Below are 17470 nucleotides of genomic sequence, written 5' to 3' on the forward strand. Positions count from 1 at the left end.
TGGCCAAGCAAGCCAGGAATCCGCAAACTGGAGGTCAATATGACGGCAGAGCGATCCAAAACCGAGTTTTAAAAGGCACCATCACGGTAGTTACTCAGCCGTGGGCACTCAAGATGCAGCTGTTCATCTTGCTCTCTGTGTGTCGTCCCGTAGAGCGTTCCACTTGCGGACCGGCCAGGCGCTGAACTTCATGCGTGGGTTCACCCAGAATCTGGCCACCGGCCATCGACCGACTTGCGGGACGGTGAGTGGATTCCTGCATGATTCACCCCGATCGGGATAGATTGTCACCATGGATGTGGGAAGCATGAAGATATCCCCCGTTGATCCGCGCTATGTCAGCGAAGAAAACCTCACTCCGGTGTACCGCGTGGACTTCTGGAATGAAAACTGCGACAGCAGCGAGCACCGGATCGAGAACGCAGCGTGCGTGGAAGACGTCCTTGCCTGGGCGGAAGCCAATAGGAATGGACGCCAGGCAGTGGTCTGGGTCGAGTACAACTATGGAGGCGGAATCGGAATGTGCCGGTTGCACGGGCAGGAGCCCACCGGTGAGGAAACGCCGTTGCCGCCAAGCCCATTGCTCGAACCGTGATCATGAAGACGGGAGAATATGGAATCCTATCGATCTAAGCATCCCGCTGAACGTTCGGCGACTGGAACGCATGCCTGATTTGACCTGATTGCGCCTCACCGCAGTGCTGAGCGTCCTCGATAGACGCCGGTGAGAAGATCTGGAAGAGTTGCAGCATGGAAAACACTTGGTTTCTCGTTGTTCTAATTCTCGTTAATCTCTTCGCGAGCATAAGTATCATTGGTGCGTTGAATCGGATCAGGAATGCGAGCGAAAAAGCCCTTGTGCTCCTTGAAGAACAATCTGCCCGGCAAGGTGCAGGGAAAACGTCCCAATAACGCTTCCTGAGCAGGACAGTAATCTGTGCAACTCTCGGTTTATCGAATTACTCCGTGATCCAGTTGATTCCACAATTGGTCGCGCTCGGTACAGATGACTCTGGTGGCAGTAAAGCTGGTCTCTTGACCATTCCTGGGATCATCGGTGACGAAATGTCCGTCTCGCAGTTCTTCGGCTGAGTACCATCCTGGCCCGTAATCCTCCTCCGGTAATTCGTGCTCGCCGTCTAACCAATGCATTTGGGACCACATATTCTCTTGCTTGTCCCAGAAAAACGGGAACGATCGCATAACAGTGATCGAAATGGTCAGCCACCCTCTGGTCTCTCCGGCGAGCGTGAGCTCCCAAACTGAATCACGGAATTCATCCAAGAGAGGATCCCTCGGCCAGTCAGTTTCATCGAACCATTTCTCAATCCATCGCATGCATCAGTTCTACCAGAGTGAATACTAGGTCTAGCGGTCGCTAGCAATCTTAGGTCCCGTCGGGCGTTCCTCTTGCGGGCGCTCGTTTAGGGCACAGTAATATGGAGCGGTATCCATTTGTCCCGGATAGCCTCGTGGTTAATGCGCCTACGTGCTCACGAGGTGAAGAATTGGGAACGCTCGGCCTTCACCGTCGGTTTCGGACCGACCTATCTGCGTGAATCCCTTTGCGGCGTAAAAGTTTCGTCCCGATGGATTCTGTTCATTGACGTCGACTCGTACGGAATCGCGGCCAGCGACGACCGAATTAAGCAGAGCGCTCCCAATCCCACGCCCCTGTGCAAAAGCATCAACAAACAGCATCTCAACAATGTCTTTCTCGATCGCGATGAACCCCATCGGTTGCCCAACTTCTTCGGCTACGCGCAAATCGGACATCTGAGGCAAATATTTTGCTACGTCCAGTTCAATGGAGTCGATATCCGCTGGAGTCAAGAACTCGTGTGTTGCCTCGACTGAGCGGCGCCAAATCGCAAGTAAAGCAGAATAGTCGGTATCAATGGCTGTGCGGATAGAAACCATGGCCTAATTCTAGTACTCGGAAGAATCCCGGATCAGTTCAAGTGCCAGCACCGCGTCGTCCGCCAGGTAATCCTGAGCATACTCGGATGGAAATGAGCACCTGGCACAGGGGTTCACGTTCGGGCGACACAGAACGGAGGACAATGGGCAGTACTGCTGACCAGCCCGGACAATGTTCCCAGTCGCCAATGCGTTAACTGAACTGCTGGAGCTTCCACTCCGGTCCGTGATTGCTCGGTATGCAAATAAAAGCGCGTCGAAAGACGGATCTTTTATGAGCTAGTAGCGGCTTCGTGCTGAGGACAAAAGTCGCAACGTCATCGATCGTTTCTTCCACGAATTCCATGACTTCGTCCAAGCCTTCGGGAATCGTTCGAAATCCTATATATCGCCCATCGTAGACGAGTTCCGGCGCTTCTCCGCCGACTACCAGTGTGAAGACACTGAGCCGGTGACCTTGAAGATCTAAGTGAATATGGTGCTTACGAACGTAGACTTGAGCGCTATTTTCCTTCGGCAAGTTTATGATGACCTTCTCAATCTGTTCCTTCAACTGGGCGAGGTAGTCCAGTACCTTTTGGTCATCTTTCATGAGCCAAAATCTAGCATCATTCGTTTAGGATACGTTCATGCATCTAGGCCAACCACAATCAGTCCGCGCTCGTGCCCCGCAGCGCGTGACCCTCGGCGTGCCCACCTAGCTCATTTCGAAATATCAAGCCGGACGAGCACTACCAGTACTGGTACTTTCGATCCGAAGCTCACGAACCCTTCCAGCTTGTTGACTCCCTGGCCTTTCGAGGGAATAGGCGTCTAAACTCCGTCGTAACAGCAATCGATGGAGGAACCGCATGGCAACGCAAAGAGTCTCGTCATACACGGATGCGGGATCACTGAACAAGTACTCCGTTGCAGCCCTGGCCCTGGTGGCCCTTGCCGTTCTGAGCCTATGGTTCTTTGGCAATTCAGGTCTGGCCATCTTGGCCGTGGGCGCAGGCCATGTCGCGCTAAGCCAGATCACCATACGGGGCGGACGCGGCCGCCGGCTGGCAATCGTTGCGCTCGTGGTGGGATACGCCATTGCCGCCTTGGCGCTCTTCACGATGTTAACTGCCATCCCGGCAATGATTCAGCAATACAACGCATAACGCCGTAATTTCACGAGCTAGGTTTCATGACCCTGCGCTGAGACCTATCCACCGGTGTCGCCTCATTTTTATGAAGCGGACTACCTCACCGTGCTCCACGGCGTTAGGAATGTTGCCCATCTGGCAGACAAGCCAGAACATTCTCCCCCACGCGCATGGCACTCGTTTCAAATCAGCATGCCTGGGTTCTAAAACTCCCACTCGCTTGGGCGACTTAGCGGGTCTGGGCCGAGAATCGGAGCGCACATATTCACAACGCCAATGGATGCCAGCAGGTGGATTCGGAGGCGCGGACGGTGCAGGCACGAACGGCCCGGCGCAGCGCGTTGGCCTAGTTTCCCAGGCTCCAGTCCGCAATCTCTCCAGTTATCGCCAATGGCCTCTATTCGCGGGCGAGCTCTTGCAGTTCGCCGTTGAACGGACCACTGGTTTGGATAGCGGCGGGCGCGCGGATAATCCCCACCTCGATGGGGAAGCTACGCTCGTTGGCTATTGGCAGATGAAGTTAGGTGAACCCGCAAGGTTCCTAGTCCTGCTCCCATGGCCAGTCAATCGCCACGGGGCAGTTGCAGGAATGAATGCCGTCATTCCAATTCGCATTCATCAGGTTCCACCTGCGGCTGGTTCCCGGAATCACTTCCAGAGGTGCCTTGGGTCTACCTTGGCAGGGAACTGAATGCCGCGCGCAAGTACTTCACCGCGGTCGCTTCGTCGACCGACCACAGTTGGGCGATGCGGGCCAGGTCGGCGGCCGCATCGCTGACTTCCTGCTCTGCACGATTCTCGGCGGCTTGGACCACGGTTCCGTGGCGGCCGCGGGTGACAACGGCACCTTGCAGCTCAAGTTCCTTGTAGACCTTGGCGACGGTATTCACCGCGAGGTTCAGGGTGCCCGAGAGCGCCCGAACCGAAGGCAACTTGGTGCCTGGAGCAAGTTTTCCCTTGGCGATAGCTGAGAGGATCTGCTCGCGGACCTGCTGATACGGTGCCACGCCCGAGTTCGGCTCGATCTTGATGAATTCCAGTTCGGTCATCCTGCACTCCATGCTTTGGACTGTGTTTGATATTTACCCGAGCCTATCGCGTTAGCCGGGATCTGCACCGTAGTCTGGTTGCATGAACGAACTATTACTGAACGATGTGACCGTCCGTTGGGTATCAGTATCCGACATGGCAAACAACGTGTACCTGGTGACCAATCGGAAGACCGGGGAGCAGCTGCTGGTGGATGCGGCGGATGACATGCAGGCCATCGAGCGGCTCATCCAGGCAGCCAGTGAAGACGCCAGCGACCCGCGCATTATCGGCATCGCCACGACGCATCAGCACTGGGACCACGTGCGCGCGCTGGCCGACGCCGTGGAGAAGTACCCGGTGCCAACCTACGCCGGTGCAGACGACGTGGCCGGCATCGCTGAAGAATCCGGGGTCAAGATCGACCATGCGCTGAATCACGGCGACCAGCTGAAGCTGGGCGATGTGACCATCGAGGCGATCCACTTGCGCGGGCATACGCCAGGTTCGATCGGCTATGCGCTGGTAGATTCCTCCGGGCAGCCAGTCGTCCTCAGCGGCGACAGCTTGTTCCCCGGAGGCGTGGGCAACACCTGGAAGGATCCGCAGCGGTTCCTATCGCTGCTCACCGACGTCTCCGAACGCATCTTCGGCCGCTTCCCCGACGAAACCAAGGTTCTGCCGGGGCATGGCGATTCGACAACGGTGGGGGCAGAACGCCCGAATTTGGAGCAGTGGCGCGAACGCGGGTGGTAGCCCTTGGCTGCATGGCCAGCGGCATCCGTGCCGCTGGCAACAGCTTCCCACGATGCAGGCCCTCGTTCAGCTGATGCCTGCAGCCGGATCAGATCCGTATAATCACCACTTGTGAATTCACCGTCCCCCGCACGAATTGCCATCGCCCCTTCGCGGCCAGCCATCATCATCGCGGTCCTCGCCTTGCTGGCGCTGGCCGCCTATCCGTGGCGTGATGCCTTGTATCTGGGAATTTCAGGAACCGTTGCGCAGTCGGCGCCGCTCTCCGCGGCGGCTGTGTTCTTTTCCGAGACCTTGCTCTTGCTGCTGATGGCCGGAGCCTGCACGCTCACCGTCCTTTGCTGGTTCCGTGACCGAATTGCGTTCTGGCGCCTGGTTTCAGGGGCAATTGGCGCGGTAGCGGCCTATGGCCTGAGCGAGCTGGCCAAGATTCTGGTCGCCGAAGAGCGCCCGTGCCGCGCCCTGGCTGCAGTCACCGCGCTCGCTTGCCCGGAAGCAGGCGACTGGTCCTGGCCGTCCAACCATTCGGTGGTCGCAGCCGGCGTCGCCGCAGCCTGCACGCTGGCCCTTCCGAAGCTGGCCATGAACGCGATACCGGCCGTCTTGCTCATTGCCCTCTCCCGCGTGGGCGTAGGCGCCCACTTCGTCCACGATGTCTTCTCCGGGGCGGCACTGGGCATTCTGGTGGTCCTGGTCTTCGTCCGCGTGCTGCCCGGACTGGCGCGCAGGTGCCTCCCGGGAAGCATTAGCTGAAGCAGCGCACCCCCACGGCTATCGCCATGCCGGCCCTGGAGCTAGTCAGCCGAGCTTGTGCCCGATCATGAAAATCCTGCGGAACGGGAAGTTCGTCAGGACGGTACCGTCCTGCGAAGCAAATGACGGATAGTGCGTGGAGACTTCGGCCCGGTAGTCGTTTTCGAACTCCCGATAGTCTTCGTCGCTGAGCGTGTGGCGAATGGGCAGCAGCGCCGTCCCGCGAACCCAGTTCAGGATCGGGTCCTCCCCCGCGAGCAGCTGATGGTAGGTGGTTTCCCAGACATTAGCCTGGAACCCCGCGTCCAGGAAGATCCGCTGGTATTCGCCGGGCTCGCCCACCACGTCGTCATGGCGCAGCACCCCTGCCAGCTGGCCGGACCACTTCGAGCTGTCGGCAACTGCGCGCATCACCGCATGCGACGGAGAGCCGAAATTGCCCGGGACCTGGATGGCCACGTTCGCTCCGGGCTTCAGGTGCTCCAGCCAACCGGCCAGCAACTCGCGGTGCCCCGGAAGCCATTGCAGCATCGCGTTGGAGAACAGCAGGTCCGTGTCGGAGTCAGGGGTCCACGCCGTGGCATCGGCCAGCGCGAAGCCCAGGTTTTCCTCGTGCTCGCTCTGCGTGGCCCTGGCGATCATCTCCGGTGAGGAATCAAGTCCGGTGACCTGCGCTTGCGGCCAGCGCTGGGCCAGCAGCCGGGTCATATTTCCCGGCCCGCACCCCAGATCGATGACCTTCGACGCGTCAACCGAGACCAGCTGCCCCAGCAAATCCAGGTACGGGCGGCCCCGGTAATCGGAGAATTCGGTGTATTTCGTCGGATCCCATTTCATATTCCCGAGCCTAAACGAGAGGCGCACGCAACAACTAGCCCCCAGTCATAGTTCTCAACCGATAGGCTAGGAACATCATGTTGCTCACCGATTATCTGCCAGCAGACGCCAAGAACGTATCCGACGACGAAATCTACGAGGCTTTCGGCCAATGGGTCGCAACCCGTGGCATCAACCTCTACCCCGCACAGGACGAAGCGTCGATGGCGCTGGCCGGCGGCAACAACGTCATCCTGGCCACCCCCACCGGCTCGGGCAAGTCCATGGTTGCCGTCGCAGCCCACTTCTACGCCATGGCCCGAGACCAGATCAGCTTCTACACCGCGCCGATCAAGGCGCTGGTCTCCGAGAAGTTCTTCGACCTGTGCAAGATCTTCGGCGCAGAGAACGTCGGCATGGTCACCGGTGATTCCTCGGTGAACGCCGACGCCCCGATCATCTGCTGCACCGCTGAGATCCTGGCGAACATCGCCCTGCGCGAAGGCTCCAAGGCGGACGTGGGCTGCGTAATCATGGACGAGTTCCACTTCTACGCCGATCCGCAGCGCGGCTGGGCCTGGCAGGTGCCGCTGATCGAACTGCCGCAGGCGCAGTTCCTGCTGATGAGCGCCACCCTGGGCGATGTCACCCGCTTCGAGCAGGAACTCGAAGAGCGCACCGGCACCCCGACGGTGACCGTCGCGCACACCGAGCGCCCAATCCCGCTGCACTTCTACTACTCCATGGAGCCGGTGCAGGAGGCCGTGGAGGAACTGATCAAGACCAAGCAGGTGCCGATCTATATCGTGCACTTCTCCCAGCTCGATGCCATCGACCGCGCCACCGGGCTGATGAGCGTGAATGTGGCCACGCGCGAGGAGAAGGAAAAGATCTCCGAGATGATCGGCGGATTCCGCTTTGCCGCCGGGTTCGGCAAGACGCTGAACCGCCTGGTGCGCCACGGCATCGGCATCCACCACGCCGGCATGCTGCCCAAGTACCGCCGCCTGGTCGAGCAGCTGGCGCAGGCCGGCCTGCTCAAGGTCATCTGCGGCACCGACACCCTGGGGGTGGGCATCAATGTGCCGATCCGCACCGTGGTGATCACCGCGCTGTCCAAGTTCGACGGCACCCGTACGCGCATCGTGAACGCCCGCGAATTCCACCAGATTGCCGGGCGCGCGGGCCGCGCAGGTTTCGATACCGCAGGCACCGTGCTGGTGCAGGCTCCGGAGCATGCGATCGAGAACCACAAGGCCATGGAAAAGGCGCTGAAGAAGCACGGCGAGGGCTCTTCCAAGCTCAAGCAGATCCCGAAGAAGAAGCCGCCGCAGAACTTCGTGACCTGGGGCGAGAAGACCTTCGAGAAGATCGTCGAGGCCGCCCCCGAGACGCTGAAGTCCTCATTCCAGGTCTCGCACTCGATGCTGCTGAACCTGCTGGAGCGCGAGGACAATTCGTTCGAGGCCGCCCAGCGCCTGCTCAGCGAAAACCACGAGACCCCGGCGTCCCAGCGCAAGCTGAAGCTGCGCGCCCTGGGAATCCTGCGCGAACTGATCGCCACCGAGGTGGTCGTGCGCCGCAATGAGCCAGACGAATACGGCAACTACTATGAGCTGACCGTGCACCTGCAGCAGAACTTCGCGCTGAACCAGCCGCTCTCGCCCTTCGCGCTGGCCGCCCTGGACCTGCTGGATCCGGATTCGGCCAGCTATGCGCTGGATGTCGTTTCGGTGATCGAGGCGACCTTGGAAAAGCCGCGCCAGGTGCTCTCCGGCCAGGAGAAGAAGGCCCGCGGCGAGGCCATCGCCGCGATGAAGGCCGAAGGCATGGACTACAACGACCGCATGAACGCACTGGATGAAATCACCTATGCGATGCCGCTGGCCGAGAAGCTGGAAAGCGCCTTCGAGCAGTACCGCTCCGGCGCGCCGTGGCTCTCGGACTTCGAACTGGCGCCGAAGTCGATCGTGCGCGACATGTACGAACGCGCCATGGGCTTCTCCGATTTCGTCCAGTACTACCAGCTGGCCCGCTCCGAGGGCGTGCTGCTGCGCTACCTCACCGATGCCTACAAGGCCCTGCGACAGACCGTTCCCCAGGACGCGCTGCGCGAGGACCTCGAAGACCTGATCGAATGGCTCGGCGAGATGATCCGCCAGATCGACTCCTCGCTGCTGGACGAATGGGAAGAGCTCTCCCGCGGCGAGCTGAGCGAGGCAACCGAAACCGCACCGCCTCCGGCACCGGAAAAGCTGACCAGCAATGTGCGCGCCTTCCGCGTAATGGTCCGCAACGAGATGTTCCGCCGGGTGAAGCTCTTCGCCGATGAGCAGGACAAGGCCCTGGGCGAGCTCGACGGGCATAGCGGCTTCGACGCGGACACCTGGGCCGATGCCATGGACGACTACTTCGACGAGCACGAGGACATCGACGACGGTCCCGCCGGACGCGGCTCGAAGCTGTTCATCATCAAGGACATGCCCCAGCGCACCTGGGAGGTGCGCCAGATCTTCGCCGACCCATCCGAGCACCACGACTGGGGCATCACCGCCACCATCTCGCTGGATGACTCGGACGAGGCCGGCGAACCTGTGGTCAAGGTGACTTCGGTGGGCCGCCTGGACTCCTGATGCCCGCCATCAGCTACGCCATCTTGCGGCGCGCCGACGAAGTCCTGCTTCAACTGAGGTCGGGAACCGGCTACATGGACGGGTTCTGGAGCACGGCGGCCGCCGGGCACGTTGAGCCCGGCGAGGCTGCCGTTGCCGCCGCCGTTCGCGAAGCCCGTGAGGAACTGGGCATCCGGATCGCGGCAGACCAGCTCCAGCCGCTGTGCACGGTGCACCGCTACCTGCAAGCGGGCAGCGGCGCCCAATCCCCTGTGGATTTCTTCTTCCTGGCGCGCCAGTGGGACGGTACTCCGCGCCTCATGGAACCGGAGAAAGCCTGCGAGCTTCGCTGGTTCCCGCTCGATGCCCTGCCGCAGAACCTCGTTGCGCAGGAACACCTGGTACTTTCCCGGCTGGATTCCGGCTTGCCGCCAATTATCTGCATGGGATCCGGCACGGCGCTGGACCGGCCCCGGCATCGGGGCTAGTCGCGCACTCGATGCCCGAGGCATTTTCCCGGAGTCCGGTGGCAATGCTGCGGACAGTGCCGTAGGGTATGGCCATGAACGGGTACAAGCTTCGCCTGCTCGGGGCAGGCCTCCTGCTGCTGGTCCTGGTCGGGCTGCTCAGCGGCTGGTCCGAGCTCTTTGCTTCCGGCGCGTGGCTGGCGACCTTGGTCCAGCTCGGTTCGCTGGTCCTGGGCCTGGCCCTGGTCTACCGCGGGGAAAATGCCACGCCGGCCCGGTTCGGCTAGCCTCTGCAATCGCCAACTAGGCCAGCCGCGCCTTGAGCCATCCACCGGTGGCGGCCGCCTGCTTCGCGTGATAGCTGCGCAGCGTGGGCAGTCCCGGAACCTCGGGCCTGCGCGCCGCGTCCACATAGTAGGCGGCCAGTCCAGCTAAGACCGCGCTGACCGCGTCCGCGCCCACCGATTCGAAGATCGGGTGGGAGGCGGCAATGGCGTCCGCATCCAGCGCCGGGTCGAAGATCCGCGCTTCAACCAGCACCGTCAACGCGTCATACCATGCGGCGCCCCGCGAAGCCCACGGCCAATCCACCAGCAGCACTTCTCCGCCGTCTCCCAGCAGGATGTTGTCCGAGCGCAGATCCGAATGCACCAGCTGGTCTCCGGCCAGCGCCCCGATACCGTCCATGGCCAGCCCATGGAGTTCTTCCAGGTTCTGCGCCACCCAGGGATCAGCTGGAAGCCAGCCGTCCTGCATGATCCGCGCAAAACCGGCTACGTCCTCGCGCAGTTCCTCTTCCAGCGGCGGCAGCAGCTCGATCAAGGAAAAAGGGGCCTGATGAGCCAGCTGCGCCAGCGTGTCCAGTACCCGTTCCAGCTGTCCGGCCGGCCAGGGAAGCTGCGGGCTGGCCCCTGGGCCTTCAGCGAAGACCAAGGCCTCCCAGCCTTGCCAGCTGATGCGCCCCAGGAACTGCGGAACCGGCAAGGCCGCCGGGAGCTTGGCCGCTATTGCCGCTTCGCGGGCGTGCAATGCCGTGGCCGGCGCGCTGAGGCCCGGATGCACCGCCTTGGCGAAGACCCTCTGGCCATCGGCGGTGAGCAGCCGATCGGCGCTGCCCGGGGAAAATCCCGAGGCTTGGCTTTGCGCCCGGATCACCCGGGAGCCAAGGTGCGATTCGATCCGTGCGCGCAGTTCGCCGGGAAGCTGATGCCAGGTGATGCGCCGGGTGAATTGAATCTGCATGGTACGGATCATGCCAGATCACCGGCTTCCAGCCCAAGCGCGTTTCAATGCGACAAGCCGGTAGCGGGCCAGCGGCTGTCAGGCAACGATCAGCGCGATGCCCACATAGGTAGTGAGCAGCGTCGCGAGCAGCCATTCGGCGGTGGAGCCCGTCTCGGCCAGAATCGGCAATGCCACCCGCCCATTGGACTTCCAGCAGCCGCCAATCAGCGGCAGCCGGCGGAACCAGCGCGGCGAGCCGATCTTGATCGGCCACAGCAGATTGCAGCCGCCGATGGTCAGCATGTCGCCCAGCACGTGCACGATCGCGCCCAGGGAGACTGCCATCAGGAACCAGAGGTTCTGCTCCGGCGCATTCATCCCGACGAAAGTCCCGGCGGCCAAGGCGATAATCCAGCACAGCAGCGGCGGCATGAATTTCATGGTCTTCACCGCGAAGGAAATCAGCAGGATCGCGAACAGCGCCGCGGCCGGGTAGACCGTGCCCAACGCCGCGGTCTGCACATCCCAGCCGTTGGCCAGCCAGGCCAGGAAGATGAAGAAGGCGATGCCGATCAGCGAATGGGTTCCGTTGCGGTGCCCACCCGAAACCGAACCGACAATCCGCGTGAAAATGCTGGAGAACGGGGGCAGCGAGCGGGCGATCGTGGCCCCATGGTGATCCGCGTCGGGCAGCAGGGCCGCGCCAGCGCAGACGATCGCGCCGGCCAGGGTTTCCCAGCGGTCCATCTGGAAAGTTCCCAGCCCCAGGTTCACCGAACCCACGGTGACGTCAGTTGTAATTGCCAACCATGCGGCTGCGCCGCTCACCGCGTGGTGTCCACCCATCATGCATTCAACCTTAGGTCTGGTCACCGACGTTTTAGCGGTGCGACGGAGGTAAGCTGGAACACATGAGTATTGTGCGTGAAGCTGTTCCGGGCGACTGCCCGCAGATCTTGGCGATGATCCAGGAATTGGCCGACTATGAAAGGGAACCTGATGCGGTGCTCAACACCGCAGCAGACCTCCAATCCCATCTGTTCGGCCCCAATCCCCAGGTCTTCGCCCATGTTGCCGAGGATGAAACAGGGACGCTCAGGGGCATGGCCCTGTGGTATCTGACCTACTCCACCTGGGAAGGCCGGCACGGCATCCATCTGGAGGATCTGTATGTGCGCGAATCCCAGCGCGGTTCAGGCACCGGCACCGCGTTGCTGCGCACGCTGGCGCAGATCTGCGTCGAACGCGGCTACAAGCGCCTGGAATGGTCAGTGCTGGATTGGAACGAGCCGGCCATCAGGTTCTACGACGCCATCGGTTCCAGTTCCATGGACGGCTGGAGCACCCGGCGCCTGGACGGCGAAGCACTGCAACAACTTGGCATGCAAGGAGCGAGCTAATGCGCCATTACCGCGGTATGGATGTCACCGACCATCGCATCGAGGTTCCACTGGATCACGCCGATCCGCAGGGCGAAAAGATCTCGGTCTTCGCCCGCGAGATCAGCACCGGCACGGCCAAGCCCTGGCTGCTGTTCCTGCAGGGCGGTCCCGGGGGCAAGTCCCCGCGCCCCGGTTCCTTGTCGGGGTGGTTGGCCGAAGCCACCAAGCACTTCCGCGTGCTGCTGCTGGACCAGCGCGGCACCGGGCTGTCCACCCCGGCTAACCGCAAGTCCCTGCCGCTGCGCGGGGACTCGGCCGCCCAGGCCCGCTATCTCTCGCATTTCCGCGCCGACTCGATTGTGCGCGACGCCGAAGCCCTGCGCGAGCACCTGGGCATCGAGCAGTGGAGCACTCTGGGGCAGAGCTACGGCGGGTTCTGCACCCTGACCTATCTCTCGCTCTTCCCGCAGTCGCTCACCCGCTGCCTGGTCACCGGCGGGCTGGCCTCGCTGGATGCCGACGCGAAGACCGTCTACCGCGCCACCTACCAGCGGATGGCAGAACGCAACCGCGAGTACTTCTCCTGGTACCCCGAGGACTTCCATACCCTGCACAGGATCTACGAGCATGTGCGCACCAATGACGATGAGCTGCTGCCCAACGGCCAGCGCGTCACCGTGCCGCTGGTGCAGATGCTGGGCATGTACCTGGGCGGAAACACCCGGGTGCACCTGCTGCATCACATCTTCGAGGAGGCCTTCAGCCACACCCCGGGCGGCGACCGCCTCTCGGATAACTTCCTCGAAGCGCTCTTGGCCCAGAGCTCTTTCGCCTCGAACCCGCTCTATGCGCTGATGCATGAAACCATCTACGCCCAAGGCGAGCCGACCAATTTCGCGGCCGAACAAGTCCTGCCGGAGTTCGCCGACTTCACCCGCCACGCGGCGACCCCGCTGCTGACCGGCGAGATGATCTACAGCTGGCACTTCGCCGAAGATCCAGCCCTGCGCCCCCTGGAGGACGTGGCCCGCATCCTGGCCGAGCACGAAGGCTTCGGCCCGCTCTACGATCTGGACGTCCTGGCCAAGAACACCGTGCCTGTGGCCGCCGCGGTCTACCATGACGACGTCTATGTGGACCGCGAGCTCTCGCTGCGCACCGCCTCGCAGGTGGCCGGGTTGCAGACCTGGGTGACCGATCAATTCCACCATGACGGCATCGGCGACGATGGCCCGGCGATCTTCCGCCGGCTGCTGGCCATGGCCAACGGCGAAGACCCGGGCGCCGCGGCCCAGGACAGCTAGCCCGCGCACCGGTTACGTTAACGCGCAGGGCGCTTGAATCCCACGGGGATTCAAGCGCCCTGCGCGTTAAGCCGAGTGCTGCTAATGGTCCAGCTTCGCGGCAACCTGGTCATTCAATCGCTGCAGCAGCGGCACAGCCTCCGCCAGAATCCGCCGTTCCTCGGCGCTGAAGGAATCGATGCCGCCGGCCAGCGAGGAAATCGCGCGCTGCCGGTAGGCTTCAATGGCCTCCTTGCCGTCGCCGGTCAGGCTCACCAGGCTGGCGCGCCCGTCTCCAGGGTCCGGTTGGCGCTGGACCAACTGGTCGTTTTCCATGCGGATGACTAGACCGGTCATGGTCGGCTGGGCCACGCGCTGCTCGATGGCCAAGTCTCCCACGCGCTGGGGGCCCAACCGGTCCAGGGTGGAAAGCACCCGCCAAGCGGTCACCGATCGGCCTTGCCCGGCCGCGCGTCCAAGCAGCCGGGACATGGTGCCCGACGCTAGTGCTACGCCGGTGGCAATGCCACTGGCTTCTGTCGATAGGTCGCTCATGGAAAATACCTTAGCAGAACAGCATAGGCACACTATGCGGGTACGGAAAACCCGCCGGGGCCAGTTGGAAGCAACTGATCCCGGCGGGTAATTGTGCGGATTACTTGGCGGCGTCCTGCTCTGCAGCTTCCGCTGCGCCGGCGAGCTCCGCGGCTTCAGCCGAAGCAGCTGCGCGCTTGCCCCATGGGCTCCACAGCGACAGCACGGTTGCGATAACGATCGCGCCCAGGATGACCAGCAGCGAAACACCCACGGAAATATCCAGCCACGCGTAATGCAGCGGCTCGCCGCCGTTGATGAACGGCAGGCTGTTCTCGTGCAGGGCGTGGAAGACCAGCTTCACGCCGATGAAAGCGAGGATGAAGCTCAGTGCGTGCTTCAGGAAGACCAGGCGGTTCATCAGGCCACCGAGCAGGAAGTACAGCTGGCGCAAGCCCATCAGCGCGAAGATGTTCGCGGTGAACACGATGAACGCGGACTTGGTCAGGCCGAAGATCGCCGGGATCGAGTCGAAGGCGAACAGCAGGTCGGTCATGCCGATGGTCACGAAGACCAGCACCATCGGGGTGAACAGCTTCTTGCCGTCGACCACGGTGCGCAGCTTGGCGCCATCGAAGTCCTTGGAAATCGGCAGCTTGGAGGTCAGCTTCTTGACCAGGCCGCTTTCCTCGTCCTCATCCTCGTCCTTGAGCTGGTTCCATGCGGTCCACAGCAGGAACGCGCCGAAGATGTAGAAGACCCACGACCACTGCTCGATGATCGCGGCGCCGAGCACAATGAAGATTGCGCGCAGGACCAACGCGATGATGATGCCGAACATCAGCACTTCCTGCTGGTACTTACGCGGTACCGAGAAGCGCGCCATGATGATGATGAAGACGAACAGGTTGTCCACCGACAACGCGTATTCGGTGACCCAGCCGGCGTAGAATTCCTGGCCGAGCTGCGGTCCGGCCTGCGTCCAGATCACGGCACCGAAAATCAATGCCAAGGAGATGTAGATGCCGACAAAAATGCCTGCTTCCTTCATGGAAGGAATGTGCGGACGCTTGGTGACGTACAGCAGGTCTGCGATGAGCACCGCGCACAGAACAATCAGCGCGATGATCTCGAATTGAATAGTTAACCCATTAGTGCCCACGGACGAGCGACCTTTCGTTGGAGGGTATGGAAAATCGCCGCAAGTCTCTCCGCCGCCACACCAGAATTCGAAACGCTTAGATAGCTGGCTCAGTGATCGGCTGCTGTGCCCGGCGAAACATCATTGGTTCGCGTGTTGACGTCCACAGCATTGGGATACTCCCCTACGTCCAGTGATCAAGTGTAGCGCACAGGAACTGCACAGGCTCGGCGCATGTCCCAATACTGCGCCGGACAGCAGCAGGGCTACGCGTGCCCGGCAGCCTTCATCTGGCGCAATTCCTTCTTCAACTCGGACACTTCATCACGGATCCGGGCGGCCAGTTCGAACTGCAACTCGGCGGCCGCGGCGTGCATCTGCTCGGTCATCTCCCCGATCTGGGCCAGCAGGTCCTCGGCCGGGGCGGCGGCCAGTCCGTCCTTGCGCACGGTGGACGAGGCCTTGGTGCGCTTGGCATTTTTCGCCAACCGGTTGTTGTTCAGCAGTTCCTGGGTGTCGGCATCCTCACGCGCCAGCTGGTCGGTGATGTCAGCGATCTTCTTGCGCAGCGGCGTGGGGTCGATCCCGTGCTCCTTGTTGTGCGCTTCCTGGATTGCCCGTCGGCGATTGGTCTCCTCGATCGCCTGGTCCATCGCATCGGTGATCTTGTCGGCATACATGATCACCTGGCCCGAGACGTTACGCGCGGCACGGCCGATGGTCTGGATCAGGCTGGTGGCCGAACGCAAGAAGCCCTGCTTGTCGGCATCCAGGATCGCGACCAGCGAAACCTCGGGCAAATCCAGGCCCTCGCGCAGCAGGTTGATGCCCACCAGCACGTCGAAGGAACCCATGCGCAGCTCGCGCAGCAGCTCCACGCGGCGGATCGTGTCCACATCGGAGTGCAGGTACTGCACCCGCACCTGGTGCTCGGTGAGGTAGTCGGTCAGGTCCTCGGCCATGCGCTTGGTCAGCGTGGTGACCAGCACGCGCTCATCGCGATCCACACGGGTGCGGATCTCATCGAGCAGGTCATCGATCTGGCCCTTGGTGGGCTTGACGATGATCTCAGGGTCGATCAGCCCGGTGGGGCGGATGATCTGCTCCACGAACCCGTCGGACTTGCCCAGCTCGTACTTGCCCGGGGTGGCCGAAAGGTAGACGGTCTGCCCGATGCGCTCAAGGAACTCGTCCCACTTCAACGGGCGGTTGTCCATGGCACTTGGCAGGCGGAAGCCGTGTTCCACCAGCGTGCGCTTGCGGGACATGTCGCCCTCGTACATGGCGCCGATCTGCGGCACGGTGACATGCGACTCGTCGATCACCAGCAGGAAGTCATCGGGGAAATAGTCGATCAGGCAGTGCGGGGCGCTGCCGGCATCGCGGCCGTCGATATGGCGCGAGTAGTTCTCGATGCCGTTGCAGAAACCCATCTGCTCCATCATTTCCAGGTCGTAGGTGGTGCGCATGCGCAGCCGCTGGGCCTCGACGAGCTTGTTCTGCGATTCCAGCTCCTTCAGGCGCACCGCCAGCTCGTCCTCGATCCGCTTGATCGCCTTGTGCATCCGCTCGGCACCGGCCACATAGTGGCTGGCCGGGAAGATGTACATCTCGGTCTCCTCGCGGATCACCTCGCCGGTGACCGGGTGCAGGGTGTGGATCGCTTCCACCTCGTCGCCGAAGAACTCGATGCGCACAGCCTGCTCTTCGTACATCGGGATGATCTCCACCGTGTCCCCGCGCACGCGGAAGGTGCCGCGGTGGAAGTCCATGTCGTTGCGGGTGTACTGCATGGCCACGAACTGGCGCAGCATCGCGTCGCGGTTCAGTTCCTCGCCGGTGCGCACGGTGACCATCCCGGCCACGTATTCCTCGGGAGTGCCCAGGCCGTAGATGCACGAAACGGTGGCGACCACAATGGTGTCGCGGCGGGTGAGCAGGGAGTTGGTGGCCGAGTGGCGCAGGCGCTCGACTTCCTCGTTGATCGAGGAGTCCTTCTCGATGAAGGTATCGGTCTGCGGGACGTAGGCCTCGGGCTGGTAGTAGTCGTAGTAGGAGACGAAGTACTCCACCGCGTTATTGGGCATCAGCTCGCGGAACTCGTTGGCCAGCTGGGCGGCCAGGGTCTTGTTCTGCACCAGCACCAGGGTGGGGCGCTGCACCTGCTCCACCAGCCAGGCGGTGGTCGCGGACTTGCCGGTACCGGTGGCACCGAGCAGCACGATGTCCTTCTCTCCGGCATTGATCCGCTCGGTCAGCTGCTTGATGGCCTGCGGCTGGTCGCCGGCAGGCTGGTACTCGCTGATGACTTCGAAGGGGGCGACCACGCGCTTGATCGGCTGTGCAAGACTCATGCTTCCAGCATATCCACTTGCCCCGACCGTTGGGGCCGCGCCCTAGCCAGCTTTCAGCTTAAATCC

Annotated in this window: 19 protein-coding genes; 9 read left to right on the forward strand and 10 right to left on the reverse strand. The window is 62.0% G+C overall.

All coding sequences use genetic code 11. From position 1 onward, the window contains the following. Nucleotides 1–307 precede the first annotated feature (307 nt). Nucleotides 308–595, forward strand: a complete 288-nt coding sequence (locus tag EDF61_RS11695; RefSeq protein ID WP_286172218.1) for a hypothetical protein — start codon at nt 308–310, stop codon at nt 593–595. A gap of 356 nt (nt 596–951) precedes the next feature. Here the strand turns inward: EDF61_RS11695 and EDF61_RS11700 are convergent, their stop codons facing one another. From EDF61_RS11700 to EDF61_RS11710, 3 genes are all read right to left on the reverse strand, one after another. After that, on the reverse strand, nt 952–1338 hold the full coding sequence (locus EDF61_RS11700) for a hypothetical protein (RefSeq protein ID WP_133834212.1): 387 nt from the start codon (nt 1336–1338) through the stop codon (nt 952–954). A gap of 147 nt (nt 1339–1485) precedes the next feature. Then, on the reverse strand, nt 1486–1920 hold the full coding sequence (locus tag EDF61_RS11705; protein ID WP_133834213.1) for a GNAT family N-acetyltransferase: 435 nt from the start codon (nt 1918–1920) through the stop codon (nt 1486–1488). A gap of 193 nt (nt 1921–2113) precedes the next feature. After that, nucleotides 2114–2512, reverse strand: a complete 399-nt coding sequence (locus EDF61_RS11710; RefSeq protein ID WP_133834214.1) for a hypothetical protein — start codon at nt 2510–2512, stop codon at nt 2114–2116. Nucleotides 2513–2771: 259 nt separating this feature from the next. Here EDF61_RS11710 and EDF61_RS18940 point away from each other — a divergent pair, with 259 nt between their 5' ends. Continuing rightward, nucleotides 2772–3068 (forward strand): DUF4190 domain-containing protein, encoded by a 297-nt coding sequence (locus tag EDF61_RS18940; RefSeq protein ID WP_133834215.1) that lies wholly within the window; start codon nt 2772–2774, stop codon nt 3066–3068. Nucleotides 3069–3724: 656 nt separating this feature from the next. Here the strand turns inward: EDF61_RS18940 and EDF61_RS11720 are convergent. Continuing rightward, nucleotides 3725–4102: a GntR family transcriptional regulator gene (locus EDF61_RS11720; protein WP_105656678.1), complete on the reverse strand. Its 378-nt coding sequence runs from the start codon at nt 4100–4102 to the stop codon at nt 3725–3727. 82 nt (nt 4103–4184) lie between these two features. Here EDF61_RS11720 and EDF61_RS11725 point away from each other — a divergent pair, with 82 nt between their 5' ends. Both EDF61_RS11725 and EDF61_RS11730 read left to right on the forward strand, forming a co-directional pair. Then, nucleotides 4185–4838 (forward strand): MBL fold metallo-hydrolase, encoded by a 654-nt coding sequence (locus EDF61_RS11725; protein ID WP_133834216.1) that lies wholly within the window; start codon nt 4185–4187, stop codon nt 4836–4838. A 111-nt stretch (nt 4839–4949) separates the two neighbouring features. Then, complete coding sequence (locus EDF61_RS11730; RefSeq protein ID WP_133834217.1) at nt 4950–5591, forward strand: phosphatase PAP2 family protein; 642 nt, start codon at nt 4950–4952, stop codon at nt 5589–5591. A gap of 45 nt (nt 5592–5636) precedes the next feature. On the opposite strand, the gene EDF61_RS11735 is transcribed toward EDF61_RS11730, so the two are convergent. Further along, on the reverse strand, nt 5637–6428 hold the full coding sequence (locus tag EDF61_RS11735) for a trans-aconitate 2-methyltransferase (protein ID WP_133834218.1): 792 nt from the start codon (nt 6426–6428) through the stop codon (nt 5637–5639). 77 nt (nt 6429–6505) lie between these two features. Between EDF61_RS11735 and EDF61_RS11740 the strand changes: the two genes are divergently transcribed. The 3 genes from EDF61_RS11740 (at nt 6506) to EDF61_RS11750 (ending at nt 9773) form a co-directional block, all read left to right on the forward strand. After that, nucleotides 6506–9040: a DEAD/DEAH box helicase gene (locus EDF61_RS11740; RefSeq protein ID WP_133834219.1), complete on the forward strand. Its 2535-nt coding sequence runs from the start codon at nt 6506–6508 to the stop codon at nt 9038–9040. Then, nucleotides 9040–9507 (forward strand): NUDIX domain-containing protein, encoded by a 468-nt coding sequence (locus EDF61_RS11745; RefSeq protein ID WP_105656682.1) that lies wholly within the window; start codon nt 9040–9042, stop codon nt 9505–9507. Before EDF61_RS11740 ends, EDF61_RS11745 begins: the two co-directional genes overlap by 1 nt. A 74-nt stretch (nt 9508–9581) precedes the next feature. Then, nucleotides 9582–9773 (forward strand): hypothetical protein, encoded by a 192-nt coding sequence (locus EDF61_RS11750; protein WP_133834220.1) that lies wholly within the window; start codon nt 9582–9584, stop codon nt 9771–9773. Between the two features lie 16 nt (nt 9774–9789). Here EDF61_RS11750 and EDF61_RS11755 read toward each other — a convergent pair whose 3' ends face one another. Next, nucleotides 9790–10728, reverse strand: a complete 939-nt coding sequence (locus tag EDF61_RS11755; RefSeq protein WP_166650791.1) for a phosphotransferase — start codon at nt 10726–10728, stop codon at nt 9790–9792. Between the two features lie 78 nt (nt 10729–10806). Continuing rightward, nucleotides 10807–11559 carry a metal-dependent hydrolase gene (locus tag EDF61_RS11760; protein ID WP_105656685.1) on the reverse strand — a complete coding sequence of 251 codons (753 nt, stop codon included), beginning with the start codon at nt 11557–11559 and terminating at the stop codon, nt 10807–10809. Between the two features lie 62 nt (nt 11560–11621). Here EDF61_RS11760 and EDF61_RS11765 point away from each other — a divergent pair, with 62 nt between their 5' ends. Both EDF61_RS11765 and EDF61_RS11770 read left to right on the forward strand, forming a co-directional pair. Continuing rightward, nucleotides 11622–12110: a GNAT family N-acetyltransferase gene (locus EDF61_RS11765; RefSeq protein WP_133834222.1), complete on the forward strand. Its 489-nt coding sequence runs from the start codon at nt 11622–11624 to the stop codon at nt 12108–12110. After that, nucleotides 12110–13396 (forward strand): alpha/beta fold hydrolase, encoded by a 1287-nt coding sequence (locus tag EDF61_RS11770; RefSeq protein WP_133834223.1) that lies wholly within the window; start codon nt 12110–12112, stop codon nt 13394–13396. Before EDF61_RS11765 ends, EDF61_RS11770 begins: the two co-directional genes overlap by 1 nt. 81 nt (nt 13397–13477) lie before the next feature. Here the strand turns inward: EDF61_RS11770 and EDF61_RS11775 are convergent, their stop codons facing one another. From EDF61_RS11775 to uvrB, 3 genes are all read right to left on the reverse strand, one after another. Beyond that, on the reverse strand, nt 13478–13930 hold the full coding sequence (locus EDF61_RS11775) for a MarR family winged helix-turn-helix transcriptional regulator (protein ID WP_133834224.1): 453 nt from the start codon (nt 13928–13930) through the stop codon (nt 13478–13480). Between the two features lie 100 nt (nt 13931–14030). Further along, nucleotides 14031–15071: a TerC family protein gene (locus EDF61_RS11780; RefSeq protein ID WP_105656689.1), complete on the reverse strand. Its 1041-nt coding sequence runs from the start codon at nt 15069–15071 to the stop codon at nt 14031–14033. 245 nt (nt 15072–15316) lie between these two features. Then, a complete protein-coding gene (gene uvrB / locus EDF61_RS11785) occupies nt 15317–17404 on the reverse strand; it encodes an excinuclease ABC subunit UvrB (RefSeq protein ID WP_133834225.1) in 2088 nt (695 codons plus the stop codon). Between the last annotated feature and the right edge of the window lie 66 nt (nt 17405–17470).

It is taken from the genome of Arthrobacter sp. JUb115, from assembly GCF_004365035.1.
Lineage (GTDB): Bacteria > Actinomycetota > Actinomycetes > Actinomycetales > Micrococcaceae > Glutamicibacter.